Annotated in this window: 19 protein-coding genes and 1 pseudogene; 13 read left to right on the top strand and 7 right to left on the bottom strand. The window is 73.8% G+C overall.

Features of this window, described 5'->3' with window-relative positions; genetic code table 11:
* Positions 1–76: 76 nt before the first annotated feature.
* From AVL59_RS17995 to AVL59_RS17975, 5 genes are read left to right on the top strand one after another with little or no spacing between them, the layout of a single operon-like run.
* Entirely contained in the window at positions 77–739 is a 663-nt protein-coding gene (locus AVL59_RS17995; protein WP_067305412.1) for a DedA family protein, read from the top strand.
* Positions 736–915, top strand: a complete 180-nt coding sequence (locus AVL59_RS17990) for a hypothetical protein (RefSeq protein ID WP_067305410.1) — start codon at positions 736–738, stop codon at positions 913–915. The genes AVL59_RS17995 and AVL59_RS17990 overlap by 4 nt, the downstream gene beginning before the upstream one ends.
* A complete protein-coding gene (locus tag AVL59_RS17985; protein ID WP_067305408.1) occupies positions 912–1,667 on the top strand; it encodes a phosphatase PAP2 family protein in 756 nt (251 codons plus the stop codon). The genes AVL59_RS17990 and AVL59_RS17985 overlap by 4 nt, the downstream gene beginning before the upstream one ends.
* The gene (locus AVL59_RS17980; RefSeq protein ID WP_067305406.1) at positions 1,621–2,286 is read left to right on the top strand and encodes a response regulator transcription factor; all 666 of its coding nucleotides are present in this window, start codon (positions 1,621–1,623) and stop codon (positions 2,284–2,286) included. Before AVL59_RS17985 ends, AVL59_RS17980 begins: the two co-directional genes overlap by 47 nt.
* On the top strand, positions 2,283–3,677 hold the full coding sequence (locus AVL59_RS17975; protein WP_067305403.1) for a sensor histidine kinase: 1,395 nt from the start codon (positions 2,283–2,285) through the stop codon (positions 3,675–3,677). Before AVL59_RS17980 ends, AVL59_RS17975 begins: the two co-directional genes overlap by 4 nt.
* 7 nt (positions 3,678–3,684) lie before the next feature.
* Here the strand turns inward: AVL59_RS17975 and AVL59_RS17970 are convergent, their stop codons facing one another.
* From AVL59_RS17970 to AVL59_RS17960, 3 genes are all read right to left on the bottom strand, one after another.
* The gene (locus AVL59_RS17970; RefSeq protein WP_067305400.1) at positions 3,685–4,512 is read right to left on the bottom strand and encodes a COG4705 family protein; all 828 of its coding nucleotides are present in this window, start codon (positions 4,510–4,512) and stop codon (positions 3,685–3,687) included.
* Between the two features lie 54 nt (positions 4,513–4,566).
* The gene (gene prcB, locus AVL59_RS17965) at positions 4,567–5,421 is read right to left on the bottom strand and encodes a proteasome subunit beta (RefSeq protein WP_067305397.1); all 855 of its coding nucleotides are present in this window, start codon (positions 5,419–5,421) and stop codon (positions 4,567–4,569) included.
* 120 nt (positions 5,422–5,541) lie between these two features.
* Positions 5,542–6,543 (bottom strand): lysylphosphatidylglycerol synthase domain-containing protein, encoded by a 1,002-nt coding sequence (locus AVL59_RS17960; RefSeq protein ID WP_067305394.1) that lies wholly within the window; start codon positions 6,541–6,543, stop codon positions 5,542–5,544.
* 429 nt (positions 6,544–6,972) lie between these two features.
* Here AVL59_RS17960 and AVL59_RS17955 point away from each other — a divergent pair, with 429 nt between their 5' ends.
* Positions 6,973–7,356, top strand: coding sequence for a BlaI/MecI/CopY family transcriptional regulator (locus AVL59_RS17955; protein WP_067305392.1), 384 nt, complete (start codon positions 6,973–6,975; stop codon positions 7,354–7,356).
* On the top strand, positions 7,353–8,246 hold the full coding sequence (locus tag AVL59_RS55850; RefSeq protein ID WP_067305390.1) for a M48 family metalloprotease: 894 nt from the start codon (positions 7,353–7,355) through the stop codon (positions 8,244–8,246). The genes AVL59_RS17955 and AVL59_RS55850 overlap by 4 nt, the downstream gene beginning before the upstream one ends.
* Positions 8,247–8,249: 3 nt before the next feature.
* On the opposite strand, the gene AVL59_RS17945 is transcribed toward AVL59_RS55850, so the two are convergent.
* Together AVL59_RS17945 and AVL59_RS17940 are read right to left on the bottom strand one after the other, a co-directional pair.
* The gene (locus AVL59_RS17945) at positions 8,250–10,601 is read right to left on the bottom strand and encodes a glycoside hydrolase family 65 protein (RefSeq protein WP_067305387.1); all 2,352 of its coding nucleotides are present in this window, start codon (positions 10,599–10,601) and stop codon (positions 8,250–8,252) included.
* Positions 10,598–11,338: an HAD family hydrolase gene (locus AVL59_RS17940; protein WP_067305384.1), complete on the bottom strand. Its 741-nt coding sequence runs from the start codon at positions 11,336–11,338 to the stop codon at positions 10,598–10,600. Before AVL59_RS17940 ends, AVL59_RS17945 begins: the two co-directional genes overlap by 4 nt.
* Positions 11,339–11,424: 86 nt before the next feature.
* On the opposite strand from AVL59_RS17940, the gene AVL59_RS17935 reads away from it, so the two are divergent.
* Positions 11,425–12,084 (top strand): nucleoside/nucleotide kinase family protein, encoded by a 660-nt coding sequence (locus AVL59_RS17935; RefSeq protein WP_067305382.1) that lies wholly within the window; start codon positions 11,425–11,427, stop codon positions 12,082–12,084.
* On the opposite strand, the gene AVL59_RS17930 is transcribed toward AVL59_RS17935, so the two are convergent.
* Both AVL59_RS17930 and AVL59_RS17925 read right to left on the bottom strand, forming a co-directional pair.
* On the bottom strand, positions 12,068–13,897 hold the full coding sequence (locus AVL59_RS17930; RefSeq protein WP_067305380.1) for a hypothetical protein: 1,830 nt from the start codon (positions 13,895–13,897) through the stop codon (positions 12,068–12,070). The genes AVL59_RS17935 and AVL59_RS17930 overlap by 17 nt on opposite strands.
* 6 nt (positions 13,898–13,903) lie before the next feature.
* Positions 13,904–14,179: an ABC transporter permease family protein gene (locus tag AVL59_RS17925; RefSeq protein ID WP_067305377.1), complete on the bottom strand. Its 276-nt coding sequence runs from the start codon at positions 14,177–14,179 to the stop codon at positions 13,904–13,906.
* Between the two features lie 10 nt (positions 14,180–14,189).
* Between AVL59_RS17925 and AVL59_RS17920 the strand changes: the two are divergent.
* The 5 genes and pseudogenes from AVL59_RS17920 to AVL59_RS17900 form a co-directional block, all read left to right on the top strand.
* Positions 14,190–14,834: pseudogene (locus AVL59_RS17920) on the top strand (hypothetical protein); the annotation flags it as partial.
* Positions 14,835–14,927: 93 nt separating this feature from the next.
* Positions 14,928–16,634 carry an ArnT family glycosyltransferase gene (locus tag AVL59_RS17915; RefSeq protein WP_067305372.1) on the top strand — a complete coding sequence of 569 codons (1,707 nt, stop codon included), beginning with the start codon at positions 14,928–14,930 and terminating at the stop codon, positions 16,632–16,634.
* Between the two features lie 82 nt (positions 16,635–16,716).
* Complete coding sequence (locus tag AVL59_RS17910; RefSeq protein WP_067305369.1) at positions 16,717–17,634, top strand: MurR/RpiR family transcriptional regulator; 918 nt, start codon at positions 16,717–16,719, stop codon at positions 17,632–17,634.
* A 449-nt stretch (positions 17,635–18,083) separates the two neighbouring features.
* Positions 18,084–18,464, top strand: coding sequence for a hypothetical protein (locus AVL59_RS17905; RefSeq protein ID WP_067305366.1), 381 nt, complete (start codon positions 18,084–18,086; stop codon positions 18,462–18,464).
* A 97-nt stretch (positions 18,465–18,561) separates the two neighbouring features.
* Positions 18,562–20,961: a SpoIIE family protein phosphatase gene (locus AVL59_RS17900; RefSeq protein WP_067305363.1), complete on the top strand. Its 2,400-nt coding sequence runs from the start codon at positions 18,562–18,564 to the stop codon at positions 20,959–20,961.
* The last annotated feature ends 63 nt before the right edge of the window (positions 20,962–21,024 follow it).

Below are 21,024 nucleotides of genomic sequence, written 5' to 3'. Positions count from 1 at the left end.
GTCTACGGTTCGATAGACGGTCTACAAATGTGTAGTCACAAGTGGCTCGGAGAACTCGGAGAAAGGGTGTGCGGCGATGGCCCATCCCTCAGACCTGTCGTCGCAGCTCGCGGTGAACGTGCTCGACGCCCACTCACTACTGGCCGCCTTCGGCGTGATGGGTGTCGGTGTGGTGCTGTTCGCCGAGACGGGCCTGCTGATCGGCTTCTTCCTGCCCGGTGACTCCCTGCTGTTCACGGCGGGCCTGTTGTGCACCGGCGCGTCCGACCGGAGCATTCACCTCTCGCTCGGACCGCTGCTGGCCGTGGCGGCCGCCGGCGCGCTGGTGGGCTCGCAGTGCGGGTACCTGCTCGGCCGCAAGGCGGGCGGTGCGCTGCTCGCGCGCAGCCGGTCGGCCCGGCTGCGCGAGGGCGCCGAGCGCGCCGAGGAACTGCTGGAGCGCTACGGGTACGCGAAGGCGATCGTGCTGGCCCGCTTCGTGCCGGTGGTGCGGACGGTGCTGAACCCGATGGCGGGCGCGCTCGGCGTGCCGGCACGGACGTTCACCCTCTGGCAGGTGACGGGCGGGCTCGTGTGGAGCCTCGGCCTCACGCTCGGCGGATACGCGCTCGGCTCCTCGGTCCCGAACATCGACAGGTATCTGCTGCCGGTGATCGCGCTGATCGTCGCCTTGTCCCTGGTCCCGCTCGCCGCGGAGGTGCTGCGTTCCCGCAAGGCCGCCAAGGAGGCCCGCGGATGACCCTCGCGCCCACCGGCTCGCCGGTCGGCGGGACGCCGCGGCGGGACGCGGTGGACACCGCCCGCTGCTCCCCCGGCCGCCCGGACGGCACCCGGCCGGGCCCGGCCCTGTCCGGGCCGCTCAGACAATGCCACGGCCCGGCGGCCACCAGAGTGCGCCCGCTGCCGACCTCATGAACCGCAAGGGCGTCGCGGAACTGGCGGGCAGTGCCGCGGTCGGCGCCTGGACGGCTTTCGGCGTGCTGGCGCTGTTCGTCGCCGGCAAGAAGGACTCACCGAGGTTCCTGGACCACGGCCTGCTGGCCTGGTCCGCCGGCCACCGCCCGAAGATGGCGGTGGCCGTGGCCCGCGGGCTGACCGCCACCGGCACCGGAGTCGTCCCGTACGCGCTGGTCGTCCTGGCCGGGCTGCTCGCGGGCCGCACCCGGCGGCAGCGGCTGGTCGGCGCACTGCTCGCCGCCGCCTGCCTCGTCACCGGTCAGAGCGTGCGCTACGACGTCATGGAACTGATCGGCCGGACCCGGCCGCCGTACGCCGACTGGCAGACCCACGCCTCCGGCTGGTCCTTCCCGTCGGGGCACGCCACCACGGCGGCCCTGACGGCCGGACTGGTGATCCTCGCGCTGTGCCTGCGCGCCCCGCACGGCCGTCTCCCGCTGTGCCTGGCGGCGGCCTGCTGGGGGGCGGGGGTGGGCCTGACCCGGGTCTTCCTCGGCGTGCACTGGTTCACCGACGTACTCGGCGGCTGGCTGTTCGCCGTCGGCTGGCTCGGCGCCTGGCTGTGCGCGGCGGCCCGGTGGCTGCCCGCGCGCCCGGTCACCGGTGCCGGCGCTCCACGCCCCGCACTCATCCCGGACCAAGCCGATGTGACGTTGGAGAAGCATGCGCCCCAAGATCCTCATAGTCGAGGACGATCACGCCCTGCGTGACGTCCTGCGGCGCGGTCTGCACGACGAGGACTTCGACACGGTGTCCGCCGCCGACGGCGCCACCGCCCTCAGGCTCGCCACCCCCGACGTGGCCGCCGCCGTACTCGACGTCGGCCTGCCGGACGCGGACGGCCGGGACGTGTGCCAGGCGATGCGCGCGAACGGCTTCCTCGGGCCGGTCGTCTTCCTGACCGCCCGGCAGGGGCTGACGGACCGGCTGTCGGGCTTCTCGGCGGGCGGCGACGACTATCTCCCCAAGCCGTTCCACCTGGCCGAGCTGGCCGCCCGGCTGCGGGCCGCCCTCAGACGGGCCGCTCCCCCGCCGGCGGCCGTCGCCACGGGCGGCCTCGTGCTGGACGCCGTCCGTCACAGCGTCACCGTGGACGGCACCCGCGTCGAGCTGACACCGACCGAGTTCCGGCTGCTGGCGGCCCTCGCGGCGGCGGGCGGCGACCTGGTGCGCCGCCGGGAGCTGGTCCGGGCGGGCTGGCCGGAGGGTGCGCAGGTCAGCGAGAACACGCTGGACCAGTACCTGACCCGCCTGCGGCGCAAGCTGCGCACGGCGGGCAGCGAGCTGACCATCGGCACCGCGCGCGGGATCGGCCACCGGCTCGCATGACGCTCCCCGCCGCCACGGCCTGCTCCCGCCTCATACGGCTCGCCGCCCCGCTCGCACCGCGCACCCTGCGCGGCCGGCTCTCGCTGGTCGCGCTGACCACGGCCGCGCTGCTGATGGTGATCCTCACGGTGGTCTTCAACACCGTGGTCGGCCACCGGCTCCAGCGGGAGGCCGACGACGAACTGCGCACCCGCGCGGCGGCCGTGGCCACCACGGTCGACACGCGCGGCGGACGGGTGCGGGTCCTGGAGACCGTCAACGACCGGCTCCTGGACACCAATGTGTGGATCTACGACGGCACCCGGCTGCTGGAACGGCCGCCGGGGACGACCCGGACGGACGCCGTAGCCCGAGCCGCCGGCACCCTCGCCGCCGCGGGCAGGCGCGGCTGCGCCACCGTCGGCGGACACGACCCGGTCCGCCTGTGTGCCGAACCGGTGCCCGGGCCCGGGACGGCTGCCGCGATCGTCACCACGCTGGACCTGTCGCCGTACCGGAGTTCGGCCCGGACGATGCTGCTGGGTTCCTTCGCGCTGGACGCGGTGATGCTCGCCTGCACCTACGCGCTCACGCGCCTGGCCGTCGGCCGGGCGCTGCGGCCGGTGCGCACGATGACGGACCAGGCGACCCAGTGGAGTGCCGTGGCCTCCGAGGAGCGCTTCGGCGCCCGGGGGCGGCCCGCCGAACTGGCCGCGCTCGGGGCCTCGCTGGACGCACTGCTCGACCGGATCCGGGCGGTGCTGCGGCACGAACGGCAGCTGAGCGGCGAGCTCTCCCACGAGTTGCGGACCCCGCTGAGCCGGATCGTGGCCGAACTGGACTGGTGGAGCTCGCGTCCTCGCTCCGAGGCCGAGACCCGGGCCACCCACGAGGTCATCGCCGAGGCCGCCCGCTCGATGCGCACCATCTGCGACACGCTCCTGGACGAGGCGCGCGACGGCCAGCCCACGGCGCCCGGCACCGCCGAGGTCCTGCCCGTCCTGCACCGCGTGGTGGCGTCCCTGGACGCACCCGGCCCGGTGCGGGTCACCGTCACCGGCGACGGGACGCCCCTGCGGGCGGGCGTGCGGACCGCGCTGCTGGAGCGGATCGTGAGCCCGCTGCTCGCCAACGCCCTGCGCCATGCCCGTACGCGGGTCGCCGTCACCGCCCGCCGGACGCCCGACGCGGTGTGCGTGGAGATCACGGACGACGGGCCGGGCGTGCCCGAGTCCTTCACTCCCCTGCTCTTCCAGCCCGGCAAGCGCGCCGATCCCGGGGACGGACACGGCGGAGCGGGCCTCGGCCTGCCGCTCGCACGGCGCCTGGCCCGCTCCGCCGGAGGCGAGGTGTCCCACGACGCCCGGTATCGCGCCGGGGCCCGGTTCGTGGTCACGCTGCCCGCCGGATGACCCGCCGTCAGACGGGCTGCCGTACGGCCCGCTCCTCGGTGACGTCCTTGCGGGTGACCGACAGGAAGACGACCAGGCCGACGATGACGGCGAGGAACAGCACGCTGGTCACCACGGTGCCCAGGCCCAGGCCGCCGTCACCGGTGGGCCGGGAGAGGTAGTCGCCGACGGAGGCGCCGAGCGGGCGGGTGAGGACGTAGGCGATCCAGAAGCTCCACACCGCGTCCAGGCCGAGCGCGAACCAGGCGACCGCGATCGCGGCGATGGCCGCCGCGAACAGCACGGCCGACACCCAGTAGCCGAGGTCCAGCCTCTCCGCGACCAGGTCACCGGCCGAGGTGCCGAGGGCGAAGGTGAACAGGACGGCGAGCCAGTAGAACGCCTCGCGCCGGCCGGTGTCGACGTGGTGGATCGACAGGGTGCGCTCGGTGCGGTACCAGGCGGCGAAGACGACGGCCAGGAGGATCCCGAAGACGGTGGTGGTGGTCTCCAGCGCCACCCCCATGTCGTCGGTGAGGTTGTCGCTGACCAGGGTGCCGACGACGCTGATCAGGGCGACGGCCGTCCAGTACACGGCGGGGCGGTAGGCCCTGGTGCGGAACTGCGCCACGAGCACGACCGCGAGCAGGGCGCTCATCAGCAGCGACACACCGGTCAGGCCGAGGCCGGCCTTCTCGTTCAGCAGGTCGGCGGCGGTCTCGCCGACCGTCGTGCACAGCACCTTGATCACCCAGAAGTACACGGTGACTTCGGGCACCCTGTTCCAGCGCGGCCGGAGACCGGGGGCGGTGGTGCCGGTGGCGGCCACCGCGGTCCGAGAGGTCTCTGACGTCATGGGACCCGACGGTGCCCCGGGACACCTGAACACATCCTGAGCGCACGGGAGAGGTCAGGGCATGGCGTGCGGGCCGTTCGGGCGGTCTCCCCGCTGCCGGACCGTCTCGCGACTGAGTTCCTCCGTCTCCGCCTCGGCCAGCCGCTCGAAGCCGTCCTCGGTGATGACCGAGACGACGGGGAAGATACGGCGGGTCAGGTCGGGACCGCCGGTCGCCGAGTCGTCGTCGGCGGCGTCGTACAGCGCCTGGAGCGCGGCCAGGGCGGCCTCCCGGCGGGTCAGGCCCGGCCGGTACAGCTTCTTCAGCGCGCCGCGGGCGTACGGGGAACCGGAGCCCTCGACGTGGAAGTCCCGCTTCTCGTACAGGCCGCCGGCCGCGTCGAAGCCGAAGACGCGTCCGCGCCCGCCCTCGGCCGCCGTGGTGTCGTAGCCGGCGAGCAGCGGTACGACGGCGAGGCCCTGCACGGCCTGGGCGAGGTTCTGCCGGATCATGGCCGCGAGGCGGGTCGCCTTGGCGGCCAGCGTCATCGGTATGCCTTCGATCTTCTCGAAGTGCGTCAGCTCGACCTGGTACAGCCGCACCATGTCGAGCGCGAGGCCGACGGTACCGGCGAAGGCGACGGCCGTCAGGTCGTCGGCGGGGTGCACCTTCTCCAGGTCGCGCTGGGCGATGAGGTTGCCCATGGTGGCCCGGCGGTCGCCTGCGATCAGGGCGCCGTCGCGGAAGGTGAGGGCGAGCACCGTGGTGCCGTGGGGGAACCGGCCGGGCGCGGCGCGGGCGCCGTCCGGGAACGGCGGGGCGGTGGGCAGGAGCGCGGGCCGGTGCGCGGCCAGGAACTCGGTGAACGACGAGGTCCCCGGCGTGAAGAACTCCTTTGCCGGCCGCCCCGTGCTGACATGCTCCGTCATACCGCTCCCCCTCTGGTGTGTCGCCCGGCAACACCCGTCTCCTACCTGGAGCGGACGTCCGGGAAACTCTGCCCTGGACCCACGGGATACCGGCATGAACGTCCGGGAACTCCGCCCGGCTCACAGCGCCTTGCGCCGTACCAGCACCGCCAGCACCGCCAGGCCCGGCAGCAGCGGCAGCCACATCGTCAGCAGCCGGTAGCCGAGGACGGCGGAGGCGGCCGTCGCGGCGGGGGCGCCGGACGCGGTGAGCGCGAGGGCCAGCGCGGCGTCCAGGGAGCCGAGACCTCCCGGGGTGGGCAGCAGGGCGGCCGCGCTGCTGGCGGCGAGGTAGAGCAGCGTCACCTGCAGCGGGGGCAGGGGCAGTTCGACGGCCCGGCAGACGGCGATGAGCACCAGGGAGTGCAGGGCGGCGAAGGCCAGTGAGCCGCCCCACAGGGCGGCCGCGCGAGCCGGGCTGGCGTGTACGGCGCGGATGTCGGCCGGCACGCCCGCGAGGGCGCGGTGGCAGCGCGGGCGCAACGGACCGGCGAGCAGCGCGGCGAGCGCGACGGCGGCGCCGAGGACGGCGGCGACGGCGGCCCAGGAGATGTGCGGGACGCGCAGCAGGCCCGGGCTGAGCGGGGCGAGCACCGCGATCAGCGCGAGGCGGACCACGGCACCCGCGGTGGCCTTGACGGCGAGCGCGCCGGCCGAGCGGCCCGCCGGCAGCCCGCAGCGCATCAGGAAGCGCAGGTTGACCGCGCCCGCACCGAGCCCGGCGGGGAGCAGGTGGCCCGCGGCGGAGGCGGCGAACTGCGCGGCCAGCAGCCGCGTTCCGGGCAGCCGCCGGGCGACCGCGCCCTGCTGGGCGAGCGCCGACGCCGCCCAGGTGCCCAGCGCCGCGGCCGCGCCGGCCAGCAGCCAGCCCTGGTCGGCGACGGCCAGCCCCAGCGCCCCGGTCTCCACCACCGGCCAGTGCCGCCGGGCCAGGTAGGCCACGCCGAGCAGGACGGCGAGACAGACCAGGACTTGCCAGTAGGCCTGCCGGCGGCCGACGGAGAGGTCCGGGGCAGTGGCCGCCGGCGGGGCGGCGGGGCGCGGCGCGTCCTGGGCCGCCTCCGGTACCGCGTGCTGGGTCATCGACCGCCTCCGGGGCGTCTGTCATGGCGCCAGGTCATGAACCGGCCTCCGGTACGGCGTGGTGGAGGCGCGGGTCGTCGAGCGGCACGGGCGGCCCGGAGCGGGCGCCCCGGGCGACCGGGAGCCCCAGGGGTACCAGGGTGGCCACGGGGGGTGGCGCGCGGTGCGGGCGATGGTCTGTTCCGTGCTGTTGGCGTTGTGCCCGCTCGTCGCCGCCGGGGAACGGTCGGCGTGGAACGCCACCGAGATGGCCTCATGTCCGGCATCATCACCATCCAGACCCTACATCTTGTAGGGTCTATGTCATCCAAGCACTCCCGAAGACGGCGGGAGCCGGGAAAAAACAGGGCCAAACTAGCGCGGATCGCGCCCCTTCGCCGGGCGGGTACCCCATCCGGCCCACGGCCCTACGCGCTGTAAGGTTGGGGCATGGCTGGCACAGGGTCCCGCGGCGGGATGGAGCGGCGCAGCGCCGGGGCTCTGGAGAGCGAGGTGCTGGCCACTCTCTGGGCCACCGAACGGCCGCTGACCCCGGCGGAGATCCAGGCCGAGATCGGCGGCGGGCTCGCCTACAACACGGTGCACACCATCCTCAAGCGTCTGTTCGACAAGGGACTGGTGCTGCGGGACGCCGACGGGCGGCGCGGCGCGTACCGGCCGGCGAAGAACGCGGCGGAGCTGACCGCCGAGGCCATGCACGAGGCCCTGGACCGCGGTCCGGACCCGATCGCGGCACTCCAGCAGTTCGTGACCGGTCTGAGTCCCGAGGAGGAACGGGCGCTGCGCGAACTGCTCGCCGGAGGCGGCGCATGAGGTACGACGTGTACACCTCGCCGCTGCTGTCGCTGCTGCTGTCCTGCGTCGCCTCGATGATCGTGGGCCGGGTGGCTCCGGCGCTCGCCGCGCGCGTGCTGACGTCGGCGGCCGTGGTGACCGCGGCGGCCACGATCTGGTCACTGGTGCTGCTGGTGACCGCGCTGGTCGGGGACGCGCCGCCGGTGGTCCGGGAGGCCCGCGCGGACGGGCACCGGCTGGTGGATCCCGTGCCGGAGGTGATCGGCCTCGCCGCGGGCGTGGCGCTGGCCGTCGTCGTGTGGCGGGTGCACCGCGCGGTGCGCGCCGAGCGGTGCACCCGCCGGGCGCTCGGGCGGCTGTGCGCGGGACACCCTGCGGACACCGAGCTGATCGTCGCCGCCTCCGAGGTGCCGCAGGCGTTCGCGATTCCGGGCCGGCCGGGCCGGATCCTGGTCACCTCCGCGATGCTGAGCGCGCTGGAACCGGGCGAGCGGCGGGTGCTGCTCGCCCATGAGCGCGCGCATCTGGCGCACCGGCACGGGCCGCTGGTGACCGCGGCCACGCTCGCCGCGGCGGCCAACCCGCTGCTCGTACCGGTCCGTTCGGCCGTGGTCTTCCTCGTGGAACGCTGGGCCGACGAGCAGGCGGCGGCCGCCGTCGGGGACCGGCGGGCCACCGCCCGCACCCTGGCCCGCGCCGCGCTCATCTCCGGCCGGGCCCGCCCGGCGTGCGCTCTCCACTTCACCGACCGTGCCGTCTCCCGCCGGATCGCGGCGCTCCAGACGAGCCCGCCGCCGCAGCTGTGGTCCGCGGCGGCGGTCGTCCTCGCCCTGGGCGTCTTCGCGGCGCTGCTCGCCGCGGATGCGACGGGCGATCTGCTCGGTCTGCTGTCCGGGGTGCTGAGCTGACGGTCAGCCGGTGTTCGGGGCCCGGTGCGCGGGCTGCTCGGGATCCTGGCGGGGGCTGACCGGCGGCACGGAGCGGACGGCGGGCTCGTCGGTGCTCACCGTCAGCGGCTCGCCGTGATGGTGCAGCGTGAGCGGCTCCCCGTCCAGCAGCGTGTACGACGCCTTGTCCGCGGCGATCTCCACCCTCAGCCGGCGGCCGCGGAACTGCAGGCGGAAGGCGAGGCGGCTGAGCCGTTCCGGGAGACGGGGCGCGAAGCTCGGCCCGGCTCCCTCCCCGGTGGTACGGCGCATGCCGCCGAACCCCGCCACCAGCGCCATCCAGGTCCCGGCCAGGGAGGCGATGTGCAGCCCGTCCCGGGTGTTGTGCTCCAGGTCCTGAAGGTCCATCAGGGCCGCCTCGGCCGTATAGGCGTGGGCGAGCCGCGTATGCCCCGCCTGGGCGGCGATGACGGCCTGGCAGCAGGCGGACAGGGAGGAGTCGCGCACGGTCAGGGGCTCGTAGTAGGCGAAGTTGCGGGCGACCTGTTCGTCGTCGAAGTGGGCGCCGCAGGTGTACATGGCCAGCACCAGGTCGGCCTGCTTGATCACCTGTTTGCGGTAGAGGTCGAAGTAGGGGAAGTGCAGCAGCAGCGGGTACTGGTCGCGACGGGTGCCCGCGAAGTCCCAGCGCTGGTAGCGGGTGAATCCGGTGTGCTGTTCGTGGACGCCGAGTTCGTCGTTGTAGGGGATGTGCATGGCCTCTGCCGCGTCCCGCCAGGCCGCGCTCTCCTCCTCGTCCACGCGGAGCCGTTCCGCCTCGCGCGGGTGCCGCTCGACGGCGTCGGCGGCGGCCAGCAGATTCTGGCGGGCCATGAGATTGGTGTAGGTGTTGTCGTCGGCGACGGCGCTGTACTCGTCGGGGCCGGTGACGCCGTCGATGTGGAAGACGCCGTGGTGGTCGTGGTGGCCCAGCGACCGCCACAGGCGGGCGGTCTCCACGAGCAGTTCCACGCCGGCCTCGCGTTCGAAGCGGGTGTCGCCGGTGGCCTCGACGTAGCGGACCACCGCGTCGGCGATGTCGGCGTTCACATGGAAGGCCGCGGTGCCGGCCGGCCAGTACGCCGACCCTTCGGAGCCCTGGATGGTGCGCCAGGGGAACGCCGCCCCGCCGAGCCCCAGCTGGGCGGCGCGCTCGCGGGCCGCGTCCAGGGTGTTGTAGCGCCAGCGCAGCGCCTCGGCGACGGCGTCGGGTGCGGTGTGGGTGAGGACGGGCAGCACGAACATCTCGGTGTCCCAGAAGGCGTGCCCGTCGTAGCCGGAGCCGGTCAGCCCCTTGGCGGGTATCGCCCGCTGCTCGGCGCGGGCTCCGGCCTGCAGGACGTGGAAGAGGGCGAACCGTACGGCCTGCTGGATCTCCTCGTCGCCGTCCACCTCGACGTCGGCGCGGGCCCAGAAGTCGTCCAGGCAGGCCCGCTGGTCGTCCAGGAGACCCTGCCAGCCGTCGTGCGCGGCGGCGGCGAGGGCCGCGTCGACCTGGTCGGCCATCGCGGGCAGCGAGCGGGCGCCGGACCAGCCGTGCGCGACCAGCTTCTCCACCCGCAGCGATTGCCCCGGCTCCAGGACGGAGGTGACGGTCAGCCGGGCCGCGTCGGTCCCGCTCTCGCTGCGGTTCGTGGTCCGCCCGGGACCGGTGACCACGTGGTCGGCGGCGACGGCGACCCTGAGGCCGCTGCGCCGGGTGCGGTGCACCAGCCGCAGCCGGTTGCCGGAGGCGAAGTGGTCCTCGTGCTCCAGCGGCGACTGGAGCGCCATGGCGGCACGCGGGTCGCCGTTCGAGCCGGGCAGCTGCTCGTTCGCGACCAGCTCCGACTGGATCACCACCCGGCTGCGCCCGCCGACGGCCTCCACCTCGTACGCCACGGCGGCCACCGCCCGCTGGGTGAGCGACACCAGCCGGGTCGAGCGTACCCGGACCGTGGAGCCGGCCGGGGACGTCCACTCGCAGGTCCGCTCCAGCACCCCGCGGCGCAGGTCCAGTACGCGCTCGTGGCTGACGAGCCGGCCGTAGCGCAGGTCGAACGGCTCGTCGTCCACCAGCAGCCGCAGGATCTTGCCGTTGGTGACGTTGATGACCGTCTGCCCGCACTCCGGATAGCCGTAGCCCGCCTCCGCGTACGGCAACGGGTGCGCCTCGTGCACCCCGTTGAGGTAACTGCCGGGCAGGCCGTGCGGTTCGCCCTCGTCCAGGTTGCCGCGCCAGCCGACATGCCCGTTGGACAGCGCGAACACCGACTCGCTCTGGGCGAGCACGTCGAGGTTCAGCTCCGTCTCGCGCACGGTCCACGGCTCGACCGTGTACGACCGGTGGGTGATCACCGCTTGCCTCCCAGCTCGGCGAGGTCCTTGACGACGACGCTCGCACCGTGCGCGTACAGCGCGTCGGCCTGGCCGACGCGGTCGACGCCGACGACGTGTCCGAAGCCGCCCGTCCGGCCCGCGTCCATGCCGGCCAGCGCGTCCTCGAAGACGGCCGCCCGGGCCGCCTCGACGCCGAGGTCGCGCGCGGCGGCCAGGAAGGTGTCGGGGTGCGGCTTGCCCGGCAGGTTGCGCTCGGCGGCGACCACGCCGTCGATCCGCACGTCGAAGAGATGCTCGGCACCGACGGCGCGCAGCACGTCCCGGCAGTTGGCGCTGGAGGAGACGATCGCGGTGCGCAGGCCGTGCGCTCGGACGGCCTCCAGATAGCGCAGGGTGCCCTCGTAGGCCTCCACGCCGCCGGTGCGGATCTTCTCCAGGAGCAGGTCGTTCTTGCGGTTGCCGACGCCGTGCACGGTGCGGGCGTCGGGCGGGTCGCCGGGGGTGCCCTCGGGCAGGTGGATGCCGCGCGAGGCGAGGAAGGCGCGCACGCCGTCGGCGCGCGGCCGTCCGTCGACGTACTCGTCGTACTCGGAGACCTCGTCGAAGGGCCGTCCCTGCGCGCCGTCGTAGTCACTCAGGAACGCGTCGAACGTCTCCTTCCAGGCGGCCGCGTGCACGACGGCCGTCTTGGTCACGACCCCGTCGAGGTCGAAGAGACAGGCCAGGATGGTGTCGGGCAGACCGAGCTCAGTCATACCCAGCACTGTTCCCCCACCGGGCGGCTTCCAGTGAGTGGCGCGCGCCACATGGTGCGCGGACGCGGGGTGACACACTCTGCTGTGTGCCGCTGACCTTCGACGATCTCCTCACCCGTGCCCGCGCCCTCGTCCGGGGCGGACGGCGCGCGGTCCTCGGTATCGCGGGCAGCCCCGGCGCGGGCAAGTCCACGCTCGCCGAGCACCTGGTGCACGCCCTGAACGCCGGCGGTCCGCCCTGGGCGGCGCACGTCCCCATGGACGGTTTCCATCTGGCCGACGCCGAGCTGGAGCGGCTGGGCCGTCGGGAGCGCAAGGGCGCGCCGGACACCTTCGACGCGGCCGGGTACGCGGCGCTGCTGCGCAGGCTGCGCGAGGAGCCGGACGAGGTGGTGTACGCGCCGGGGTTCGAACGAGTGCTGGAGCAGCCGCTCGCGGGCGCGATCTCGGTGGGGCCGGCCGCCCGGCTGGTGGTGACCGAGGGCAACTACCTTCTCCTGAAGGAGGGTTCGTGGGCACGGGTGCGGCCGTGCCTGGACGAGGTCTGGTTCTGCGTGATCGACGAGGAGGAGCGGATCCGCCGGCTCGTCGCCCGGCACGAGGAGTTCGGCAAGGACCACGAGGCGGCCGTGGCCTGGGTGCTGGGCACGGACCAGCGCAACGCCGATCTGATCGCGACGACGCGCGAGCGGGCGGACCTCGTGGTGCCGCCCGCCGCGCTGCCCTCGCTCAGGCGCTCAGCGTAAGAGCGGGTTCGCCGAAGGCATCGCCCGCCGGGGCCCCGAGCACGGCGGTGAACGCCTCCGTGCGCACCGTCAGCCCCTGCTCGCCGTTCTCGAAGAGGGGCGCGAAGGACCCGCCCGGCCCGTACCGTACGGCGAACACGTGCAGCCCCTCGGGGGCGCCCGGCGCCGGATCGGCCTCCAGCGCGCTGGAGGCGACCAGGTGGCGCCAGCCCTCGTCGGGGTTGCCGTACCCGCGCGGATCGGCGGCGAGCGCGAACGCCGCCTGTTCCTGGGTGAGTTCGGCGCGCGCATCGAAGTGGCCGGGGCCCGCCTCGGCCGGATGCGTCAGGCGCAGCCCGCCCGCGGAGGAGACCTCGCCCTCGGCGACGCGGCGCACCCGGTCGCCGTCGTCGGCCGCGTACGGCAGCCCGGACAGCAGATAGGGCGCCCCGTCGAGCCGCTCGACGGCGACCGTCACCCACAGGCTGATGCCGTCGGTGACGTACAACGACCGTACGTGGCGCAGCACCTGGTCGCCGCCGACGACCGGCTTGGTGACCAGCTTGGCGGCGAGGCGGCCGGCGCGGACGTCCCGTACGCGCACCTCGCCCATGGGACGGCACAGCAGGAAACCGTCGGTGACCGGACCGAACCCGTGCTGACGGCGTACGGCCGCGGGCAGGTAGTAGGTGCCCGCGGCCTCGATGAGCGAGGGGGTCATCCGGCTGTCGAAGGCGACGGAGACCGTGCCGGAGCGCAGCTGGTGGCGGGCGGGGGCGATGGCCGGGGCGCGGTGCCAGCGGGTGGTGTCCCGGATCTGCCAGACCAGCATGAAGGCGAAGTGTCCGTCGATCCGCCCGTCCCGTTGGACCGCGTGCCGCCCCCAGCGGGAATCGCCCCGGTAGCGGCCCAGGTCGGCGCCGACGCGCCGGCCGAAGTACCTCAGGCCCAGGACGGCTTCGAAGCCGGAGTGCTGTTCGCTGTAGCGGGGGCCGCCGATGTCGAAGCCACCGCTGGTGAGGCGGGCGTCGAGGTAGCGGGCGAGCGTGTCGCCGTCCTCGGCGAACGCCTTCTCGCCGCTGATCCGGTGGGCCTGGGCGAGGAAGGACAGGGAGATCGGGCCGTAGTTGTTGTCGTACGCCCCGCCGTGTTCGGGCGGCAGCAGGGCTCCCCGGTCGCGGACCCGGTGGGCGCGGATCTCCTCGGCGTACAGGGCGAGCGCGTGGGAGCGGACCAGCTCGCCCTCGCCGTCGGGCAGATGGCGGGCCAGCATCAGACCGCCGACCACACAGCCGATGGCCTGGTTGCCCGCCTCCTGCGGATTGAAGAAGGTCGCCTCGGTCAGCCAGTGCCAGTAGCCGCGCGCCACCCGGGTGAGCTCGGCTCGCCGGTCGTCGCCGAGAAGACCGTCTGCCGCGTCCAGGACGTTGACCGCCTGGAGCAGCGCCCACACCGTGCTCGGCCAGTCGCCGATCGGGTGCGCGCCCGCTTCGAGCACGTAACGGGCGTACGGCAGGCCGCAGTTGGTGATGCGGAGGTTCGGGTAGCCGGGGTTGTCCTCGGTGTACACGCGCTCGCGCAGATGGAAGGCGAGGCCGCGGCGCACGGCTTCCGGCAACCGGGGATCCTTGCCGCGCTGCCAGGCGAGGGCGAGCAGGGAGGTGATGCCGAGGGAGGTGTCGCCGATGTCGTCGTGGGCGTCGGGGTGTTCGAGGCTGCCCTCGGGTGTCATGCGGGCGAGGGCCTGTTCGGTGACATCGGCGAGGACGGCGTCGTAGGCCTGCTGGGTGTCCGGCAGGTCGTGCAGCGGGCCGCGCTGGTGGGGCAGACGCATGCGTGATCAGCCCTTCATTCCGGTGGTCGCCAGACCTTCCACCAGCCTCTTCCGGAAGACGAGGAAGCAGATGAGGGTCGAGAGGAGGGCGAGTGTCGACATGGCGAACATCGCGCCGTACGAGGAGCCGCCGGTCTTGTCCAGGAGGAGGGTGAGGCCCAGCGGGACCGTGAAGCGGGCGTTCTGCTGGAGGTGGACGAGCCTGCCGAGGAAGTCGTCGTAGGTCCTGATGAAGATGAAGAACGCGTCCGTGGCGAGAAGACAGCACCAGAGGAACGCCATGATCGGCGGCCTCGGCGCGGGCGCCCGCGACTCCGAGCTGGGCAGGGTCGCCGAACCGGGCGGCACCGTGCGCGGCCCGTACGCCTCCGGCAATCCGGCCAAGTACGCCTACCAGTACCCGCGTCCATGGCCCATGAACGAGGACGGCGAGGTGGCCGACACGGGGAGGACCGACGCGTTCGGCCACCCGGTGTACGAGTCCGACGTGGTCGTCGACCGGCAGCCGCTGCGCCGACGCGGCCGACCCGGCCGACGCGGAGCTGAAGGCGGCGGCCCACGCACGGGCACTCGCCCACCTCACCGCGCGAACGGGCAGGGCCGCGGCGCGCCGCTGACCGTGCCCAAGGGCACGGAGGTGCCGCTGGAGACCCGGCTGCCGTACCTGGACGCCGCTCAGCGCCGCGAGGTGCTGCGCAGCACCGGGCTGCCCGTCGGACACGTGCTGCTCGACGGCTTCGAACAGTGGGGACGGCTGGATCTGCTGTCGCTACGGCTCGACACCGCGCCGCCGCCGGCCGCGGGCAGCACGCTTGCGGTGCTCGACGTGCCCCGGCTGTGCGGACAGTTCGCCCGCGTCGAGGTGAACTCCGACGCGCTGCGGGCCGTACCCGTCTACACGGCAGAAGGTCTGTCGGTACGACTCGTGAAGCGGTGACGCCCCACGGTGGCGGGACCAGTGCGACAGTCGGGCCATGATCCGGCCCCGGCTCGCTCCCGCCACCGCACGGCCGGTGCCACCGCGGGGCGGATGATGGCGCACGCACAGCACACGGTCCAGGTCCTCGTACCCGAGGCCTCCGGAGACGACAGCCCCGGGCGGAGTACGGCCCGGGACCGTTTGCGCGCCGGGCTGCGCCGCCGGCGGCGGTGGCCGGTGCCGGTCCTGGTGGCGCTGCTGCTGGCCCAGATGGCGGCCGCGATGGTCACCACCGCCGTGCGGCAGACGCCCACCATCGACGAACCCGTGTACGTGGCGACGGCCACCGACTACCTGCACGAACACCGGCTGCGCTACAACCCCGAACACCCGCCGCTCGGCAAGCTGCTGATCGCGGCCGGCGTGGCGGTGGCGAGCCCGCGCTACGACCCGTCGTACACCGGCACCCAGGGCGAGGTGGGCCGGCATCTGCTGTACGAGTCGGGCAACGATCCCTGGCGGCTGATGCTGTGGGCGAGGCTGCCGGTGATCGCGCTGACCCTGCTGTTCGGTCTCGTCGTGTTCGCGTTCGCGCGTGAACTGGTGAGTACGGCGGGCGGGCTGGTGGCACTCGCGCTGTACGCCTTCTCCCCGGACGTGATCGCGCACGGCTCGCTGGCCACGCTGGACGCACCGGCGGCCGGGTTCGTGCTGACGGCCGCCTGGCTGGCGTGGCGGGCCCGGCACCGGCCGCGACGGTACGTGCCGCTCGCCGGGGCGGCGCTCGGGGCGGCCGTGGCGACCAAGATGAGCGCGCTGCCGGCGATCCCCGTGGTGATGCTGCTCGCGGCGTTGTCGGTATGGAGCGCCCGGGGCGGTGCCGACCGGCGTCGCAGGGTGCTCCTGGGGTTCGCGGGAGCGGCGGTCGTCGCGCTGACGGCGGTCGCCGTCGTGTGGGCCGCGTATCTGGCGGTCGACCCGCGGCTGCGGTTCGTGCCCGCGGAGCCGGTACCGGCCGTGCACGGGCTGCGCGGGCGCCTGACGGACCTGCTGCCGCTGCCCGAGGCCTACCGAGCCGGAATGCGGGTGCAGTTCGGGCTGGAGGACTACCCCTGGCAGGGCTATCTGTTCGGGCACGTGTACACGGGCTCGCTCTGGTACTACCTGCCCACCGCCCTGCTGGTGAAGACGCCGCTCGGGCTGCTCGCGCTGGGCGCGGCCGGTGCCGTCGCGGCCCTCACGGTACGGCGGCTGCGGCCCACGGCGCCGTATCTGCTGCTTCCGCCCGTCGTGCTGCTGGGGGCGGCGATGACGGGCTCGCGGGACTTCGGGACGCGGTACGCGCTGTTCGTGCCGATGTTCCTCGCGGTGGCGGCGGCCGCTGTGCCGGCCCTGCGGTGGCGGCGGGCCATGTTGCCGACGGGGCTGCTGGTGCTGTGGGTGGCGGTGAGTTCGCTGCGGACGTTCCCGTACTACCTGCCGTACGCCAACGAGGCGTTCGGCGGTCCGGCCCGCACCCACCGGCTGCTGCACGACTCCAACGTGGACTGGGGCCAGGACCTGGGCCGGCTCGCCGACCGGCTGCGGCAGCGGTACCCGGGCGAGCGGGTGTGGCTGGTCTACAAGGGCAGCGGTGTGCCGTCGTCCTACGGCATCCACGCGTCCGATCCGCGCAGGGTGCCACCGGGCCGGGTGCACGGGCTGCTCGTCGTGTCGGACTCCGCGGCCGCCAAGGCAAGGGGCGAGCTGGCCGGCTTGATCGGTTCGAGCCGTCCGGTCGACCAGGTCGGCTATTCGATCACCCTCTACCGGCGGTGAGCCTGCCGACCCGTCACAGCCCCTGGTCGGCACGGTCGGTGAGCTATGTTGAGTGATCGTGGGAGACAAAGGAGACGGACCGGTGCCCTCGCCGCAGCAGGCACGCGCCCAGGCATCGGCGATCACCTCGGGCAAAACCGTGCCGGAGGCCGAGGCGGCGCCGACCTCCCAGCTCAGGGCACTCTTCGACGGGCCCCGGCTGTCCCCGGGGCAGCGGCGGGTCGCCCAGTACCTGATCGAGCACATCACCGAGGCGGCGTTCCTGTCGATCACCGAGCTGGCGGACCGTGTCGGGGTCAGCCAGCCCTCCGTCACCCGCTTCGCCGCAGCGGTCGGCTTCAGCGGGTACCCGGCGCTGCGCGAGAAGCTCCAGTCGATCGCGCTGAGCACGCTCGCCGGCGGCCCCGGCGAGGAGGACCGCGCCAACGAGCTCCAGGCGGCCGTGGACGCCGAGATCCAGAACCTGGAGAACCTGCGCCGCGACCTGTCCGACCCGGACCGGGTGATCCGGATCGGCCGCGCGCTGTCCCGCTCCACTCCCCTGACCGTGCTGGGCCTGCGCATCTCCGTGTCGCTGGCCGAGTATTTCGCCTACGCCGCCCGCCGCATCCACCCGGATGTGCGGCTGGTGACACGTGGCGGCAGCGTGGCCTACGACGCGCTGCTCCAGTCGCGCGAGGCCGGGGGCACCTGGGTGCTGGCGTTCGCCATGCCCCGGCACGCGCAGGAGACGCTCACCGCGCTCCGGGTGGCGCGCGGCGCGGGTCTGAAGGTCGCGCTGATCACCGATCTGGCGCTCGGTCCGCTGGCCGACGAGGCCGACGTCACCTTCGCCACCGGCACCGGTTCCCGCCTGGTCTTCGACTCCTACTCCGCGCCCGGCGTGCTGGCCGCCGCCCTGCTGCAGGCCATGACCGACGCCGATCCGGAGCGCACCCAGGCCCGCCTGGAGAAGTACGAGCAGGTGGCCGACCAGCACCAGTTCTTCCTCAGGGACTGATTCCTCTCGCCGGGGCGGAGCGTCCCCGCAATTCTTCCCGCAGCGCGCCCCGGGCACGGGGATCATTCGCCAACCGGGGACCATTCACCGCACATCGCACATGAATGTTTTCATACGTCTTGCAAACCGGTCGGCATATATAAATACTGCTCACGGATCGCGTCCGGCCCACTCCGGGCACGGTCCGCACCCGCGGGTTCACCGCTCGCACACCGCCCCGAGAAAGCCGACGGACCGCCATGCGCACGCAAGCCCGCCCGCCGCGCCGGTCCCCGATGCCCGGGGCCCTCGCACGGACACCCAGCAGCCGACGTTCCTACCCACGTCGGCGCGCGAGGTGTTCGGTGGCGCACCGCCCAGGCGGCGCGCCCGTGGCGGCCCCGGTCATCCCCTAGACCGGGGCCGCCCCAACCGTCGGATCACCCTCACGACGCCGCACACCGGAAGCGATGAACATGACCTTGACCACCACGCGCATCAGCCCTGACTGGCCCTGCCAGGTCAAGACGCCGGGCACCTACGACTGGGAACGCTCGGCGGCCAAGTGGCTGCGCGACCTGATCCCGGCGCGTTACGCCAGCTATCCGGCGCTGATCCGGCACCCCGTACTGCTCGCCCGGCATGCGCAGATACAGGTCCAGCAGGAGATCCGGGTGGCGCGGACGGCCCTGCAGACCGCACGGGCCGAGCTGCCCGTCCTCGGCCTGCCCGAGTCGGTCATCGAGCACACGATCAAGCTGTACGCGGCCGAGGTCCTGCAGCTTCAGCACATCGCGCGCAGTGTCCGCGCGGTCAGCGACGCACTGGTCGGACGGGGCGGCGGCCGCTGACCGAACCGCCCACCGGCCGCCGGGCCCGCGGCACCCGCGCGAAGCCGGACAGGGCGGAGGAGGGAACGAGCGGGTAGAGGTATGTCATGCTCGTCGCGTGACCAGCGAGACCGCGCGTCCCGCGGACCCTGGCACCGGCGCCGATCCGGCGGCACTGGCCAAGGCCGTGGCCCGGCAGCGCGCCGAGTTGGAGCGGCTTCGGGAGACGGCCGCGATCTCGGCCGTTCTGGAGCGCGCCAAGGGTGTGCTGATGGCGACGATCGGCTGCTCCCCCGACGCCGCCCACCACGAGCTGCTGCGGCGCTCCGAAACCGGAAACCGCACACTCGTCGAGGAGTGCCGGCTCACTCTGGACTCCCTGGCTCCATCGCGGCAGGATCCCGGCACGGCGCTGGCGGGCGCGGCACGGCCCCCGGCGGCCGGTACCCGGGAGGGGGCGCCCGCAGGCACCGACGACCTCGCGGATGTGCTCGGCCGCGTCGGCCGGGACCTGGTCCGAGTCGGCTCGCCGCAGGAGCTGGCCGGATGTCTGCTGGAGCATCTGAGGCCCGAGGCGGGCGCCGACGCCGTGCTGCTGTACGAGCGGCTGCCCGAGGGCGCGCTGAAACTGGCCGGACACGCGGGAGCCGACACGACGCTCGCCGCGCAGTGGCATCAGGTGCCGCCCCTGCCCGGGCTGGCCCCGATCGACGCCCTGACGCTGGGCGAGCCGCTCTGGCTGGAGGACCCCGCCACGGACCGGCGGCGCCATCGGCTGATCGGGGACCCGTCCGAGCGGTGGCCGTCGCGGGCCTGGCTGCCCGTGCCCGGCGCCGATGGCGCGGGCTTCGCCCTCGGCGTGATGCGCCGGTGGGAGGGACCGTTCGGGCCGCGCGAGCGGGACCTGCTGCAGGCCGTGGCCCGGTTGAGCGCCGGCCGGCTGCGCACCTTCGACGCCCCGCCGGAACACCCCGGGGCAGGCACCGCCCAGACCGTCCAGGGCGTGTTCGACGCCCTGCCGGGAGCGGCGGTTGCGCTGACCCCGCTGCGCACCGCGTCCGGCGAGGTCGCGGACTACCGCATCGACGCCGCCACCCCGGGCGCGGTCGACGTGTTCGGCCGGACCGGACGGGACATGGTGGGCAGGCACGTCCTGGAGAGCTGTCCGTCCTTCGCGGGCGAGCCGCTGTGGCACGGTTACCTGGACGCTCTGGCCTCCGGGGCGCCGTTCGAGAGCGAGCCGTTCGTCCACCAGAACGTGGCCGAGGGGGTGCCCGTGAGCGGCACCTACTCGGTGCGGGCGGCGCCGCTGGGCGACGGACTGCTGGTGACCTGGCTGCGGCAGGAACCCGCGGGCCGTCAGGAGCAGCGGCTGGCCGACGTCCAGCGGCTCGGCAATCTCGCCTGGGTCCACTGGAACCTGGCTGCCCAGGAGATCGACTGGTCCGCGCAGGCCTACGCCATCCTCGGCCGGGACCCCGCGCGCGGTCCGGTCCGCCTGGAGCGGCTGCCGGAGCTGGTGCTGCCCCCGGACGCGGACGTCGTGGCCCACGCGATCGCCGAACTCCTCCAGCACGCGCTGCCGTTCGACGTGCCGTTCCGCGTCCAGGCACCCGACGGCGTACGGCATCTGAGGATCGTCGCGCAGGCCGTGACGGAACCGGACGGCACCCCCGCCGAGGTGCACGGCTTCGTGCAGGACCTCACAGCGCAGCGCAGTGCCGAACTCGCGCTGGTGGAGAGCGAACGCGCGATCCTGCTGCAGCGCGACATCCTGCAGGCCGAGCGTGCCCTGGCCGCCCGGCTGCAGCACGCGCTGCTGCCACTGCCCAGCACGCCGGTGCGGCTGGCCGGGCTCCGTGTCGACGTCGCCTATCTGCCTTCCCAGTCGGGCATCCACGTCGGCGGCGACTGGTTCAGCGCCATCGAACTGCCCGACGGTGCCGCGCTGTTCGTGGTCGGTGACGTGGCGGGCCACGGCCTCGGCGCGGTGGCCACGATGGCGCAGCTCCGGTTCACCGCCAAGGGCATGCTCAGCACCGGCTCCTCGCTGACCGGAGCCCTCGCCCGGCTGAACCAGCTGCTGCTGCACTCCCGGGACAGCCAGAGCACCGCCACCATGGTCCTCGCGCGCTACGATCCCGCCACCCACGTCCTCGTATGGGCCCAGGCCGGCCACCCGCCGCCGCTGCTCGTGCGCCGCGGCGAGGTGCGCTTCCCCGACCGCCCCGGCGGCATCCTGCTCGGTGCGAGCACGAACCCGGTCTTCGAGTCGGCCGAGATCCGCCTGGAACCCGGGGACCGGCTGCTGATGTACACCGATGGCCTGGTGGAGCGTCCCGGCGAGGTCATCGACGTGGGCTTCACCCGTCTGGGGGAAGCGGTACGCGCGGGCGGCCTCGGCGGAGCCGGCTCCCTCCAGGCGCTGCTCACCATGATGCTGGCGGACGAGCGGCGGGACGACGTGTGCGTACTGGACATCCGGATGCCGCTGGAGGAGGAGCAACCGGACCGTTGACCGGACCCGGGCCGGGACGGACTCGGTCGTCGCGGATCGCGCCGGCCGCCGTCAGTCGTCGTC

The sequence above is a fragment of the Streptomyces griseochromogenes genome, assembly GCF_001542625.1.
GTDB lineage: Bacteria > Actinomycetota > Actinomycetes > Streptomycetales > Streptomycetaceae > Streptomyces > Streptomyces griseochromogenes.
Note: the sequence above shows the minus strand (reverse complement) of the source record. Positions and strands in the feature narration are given on the sequence as shown.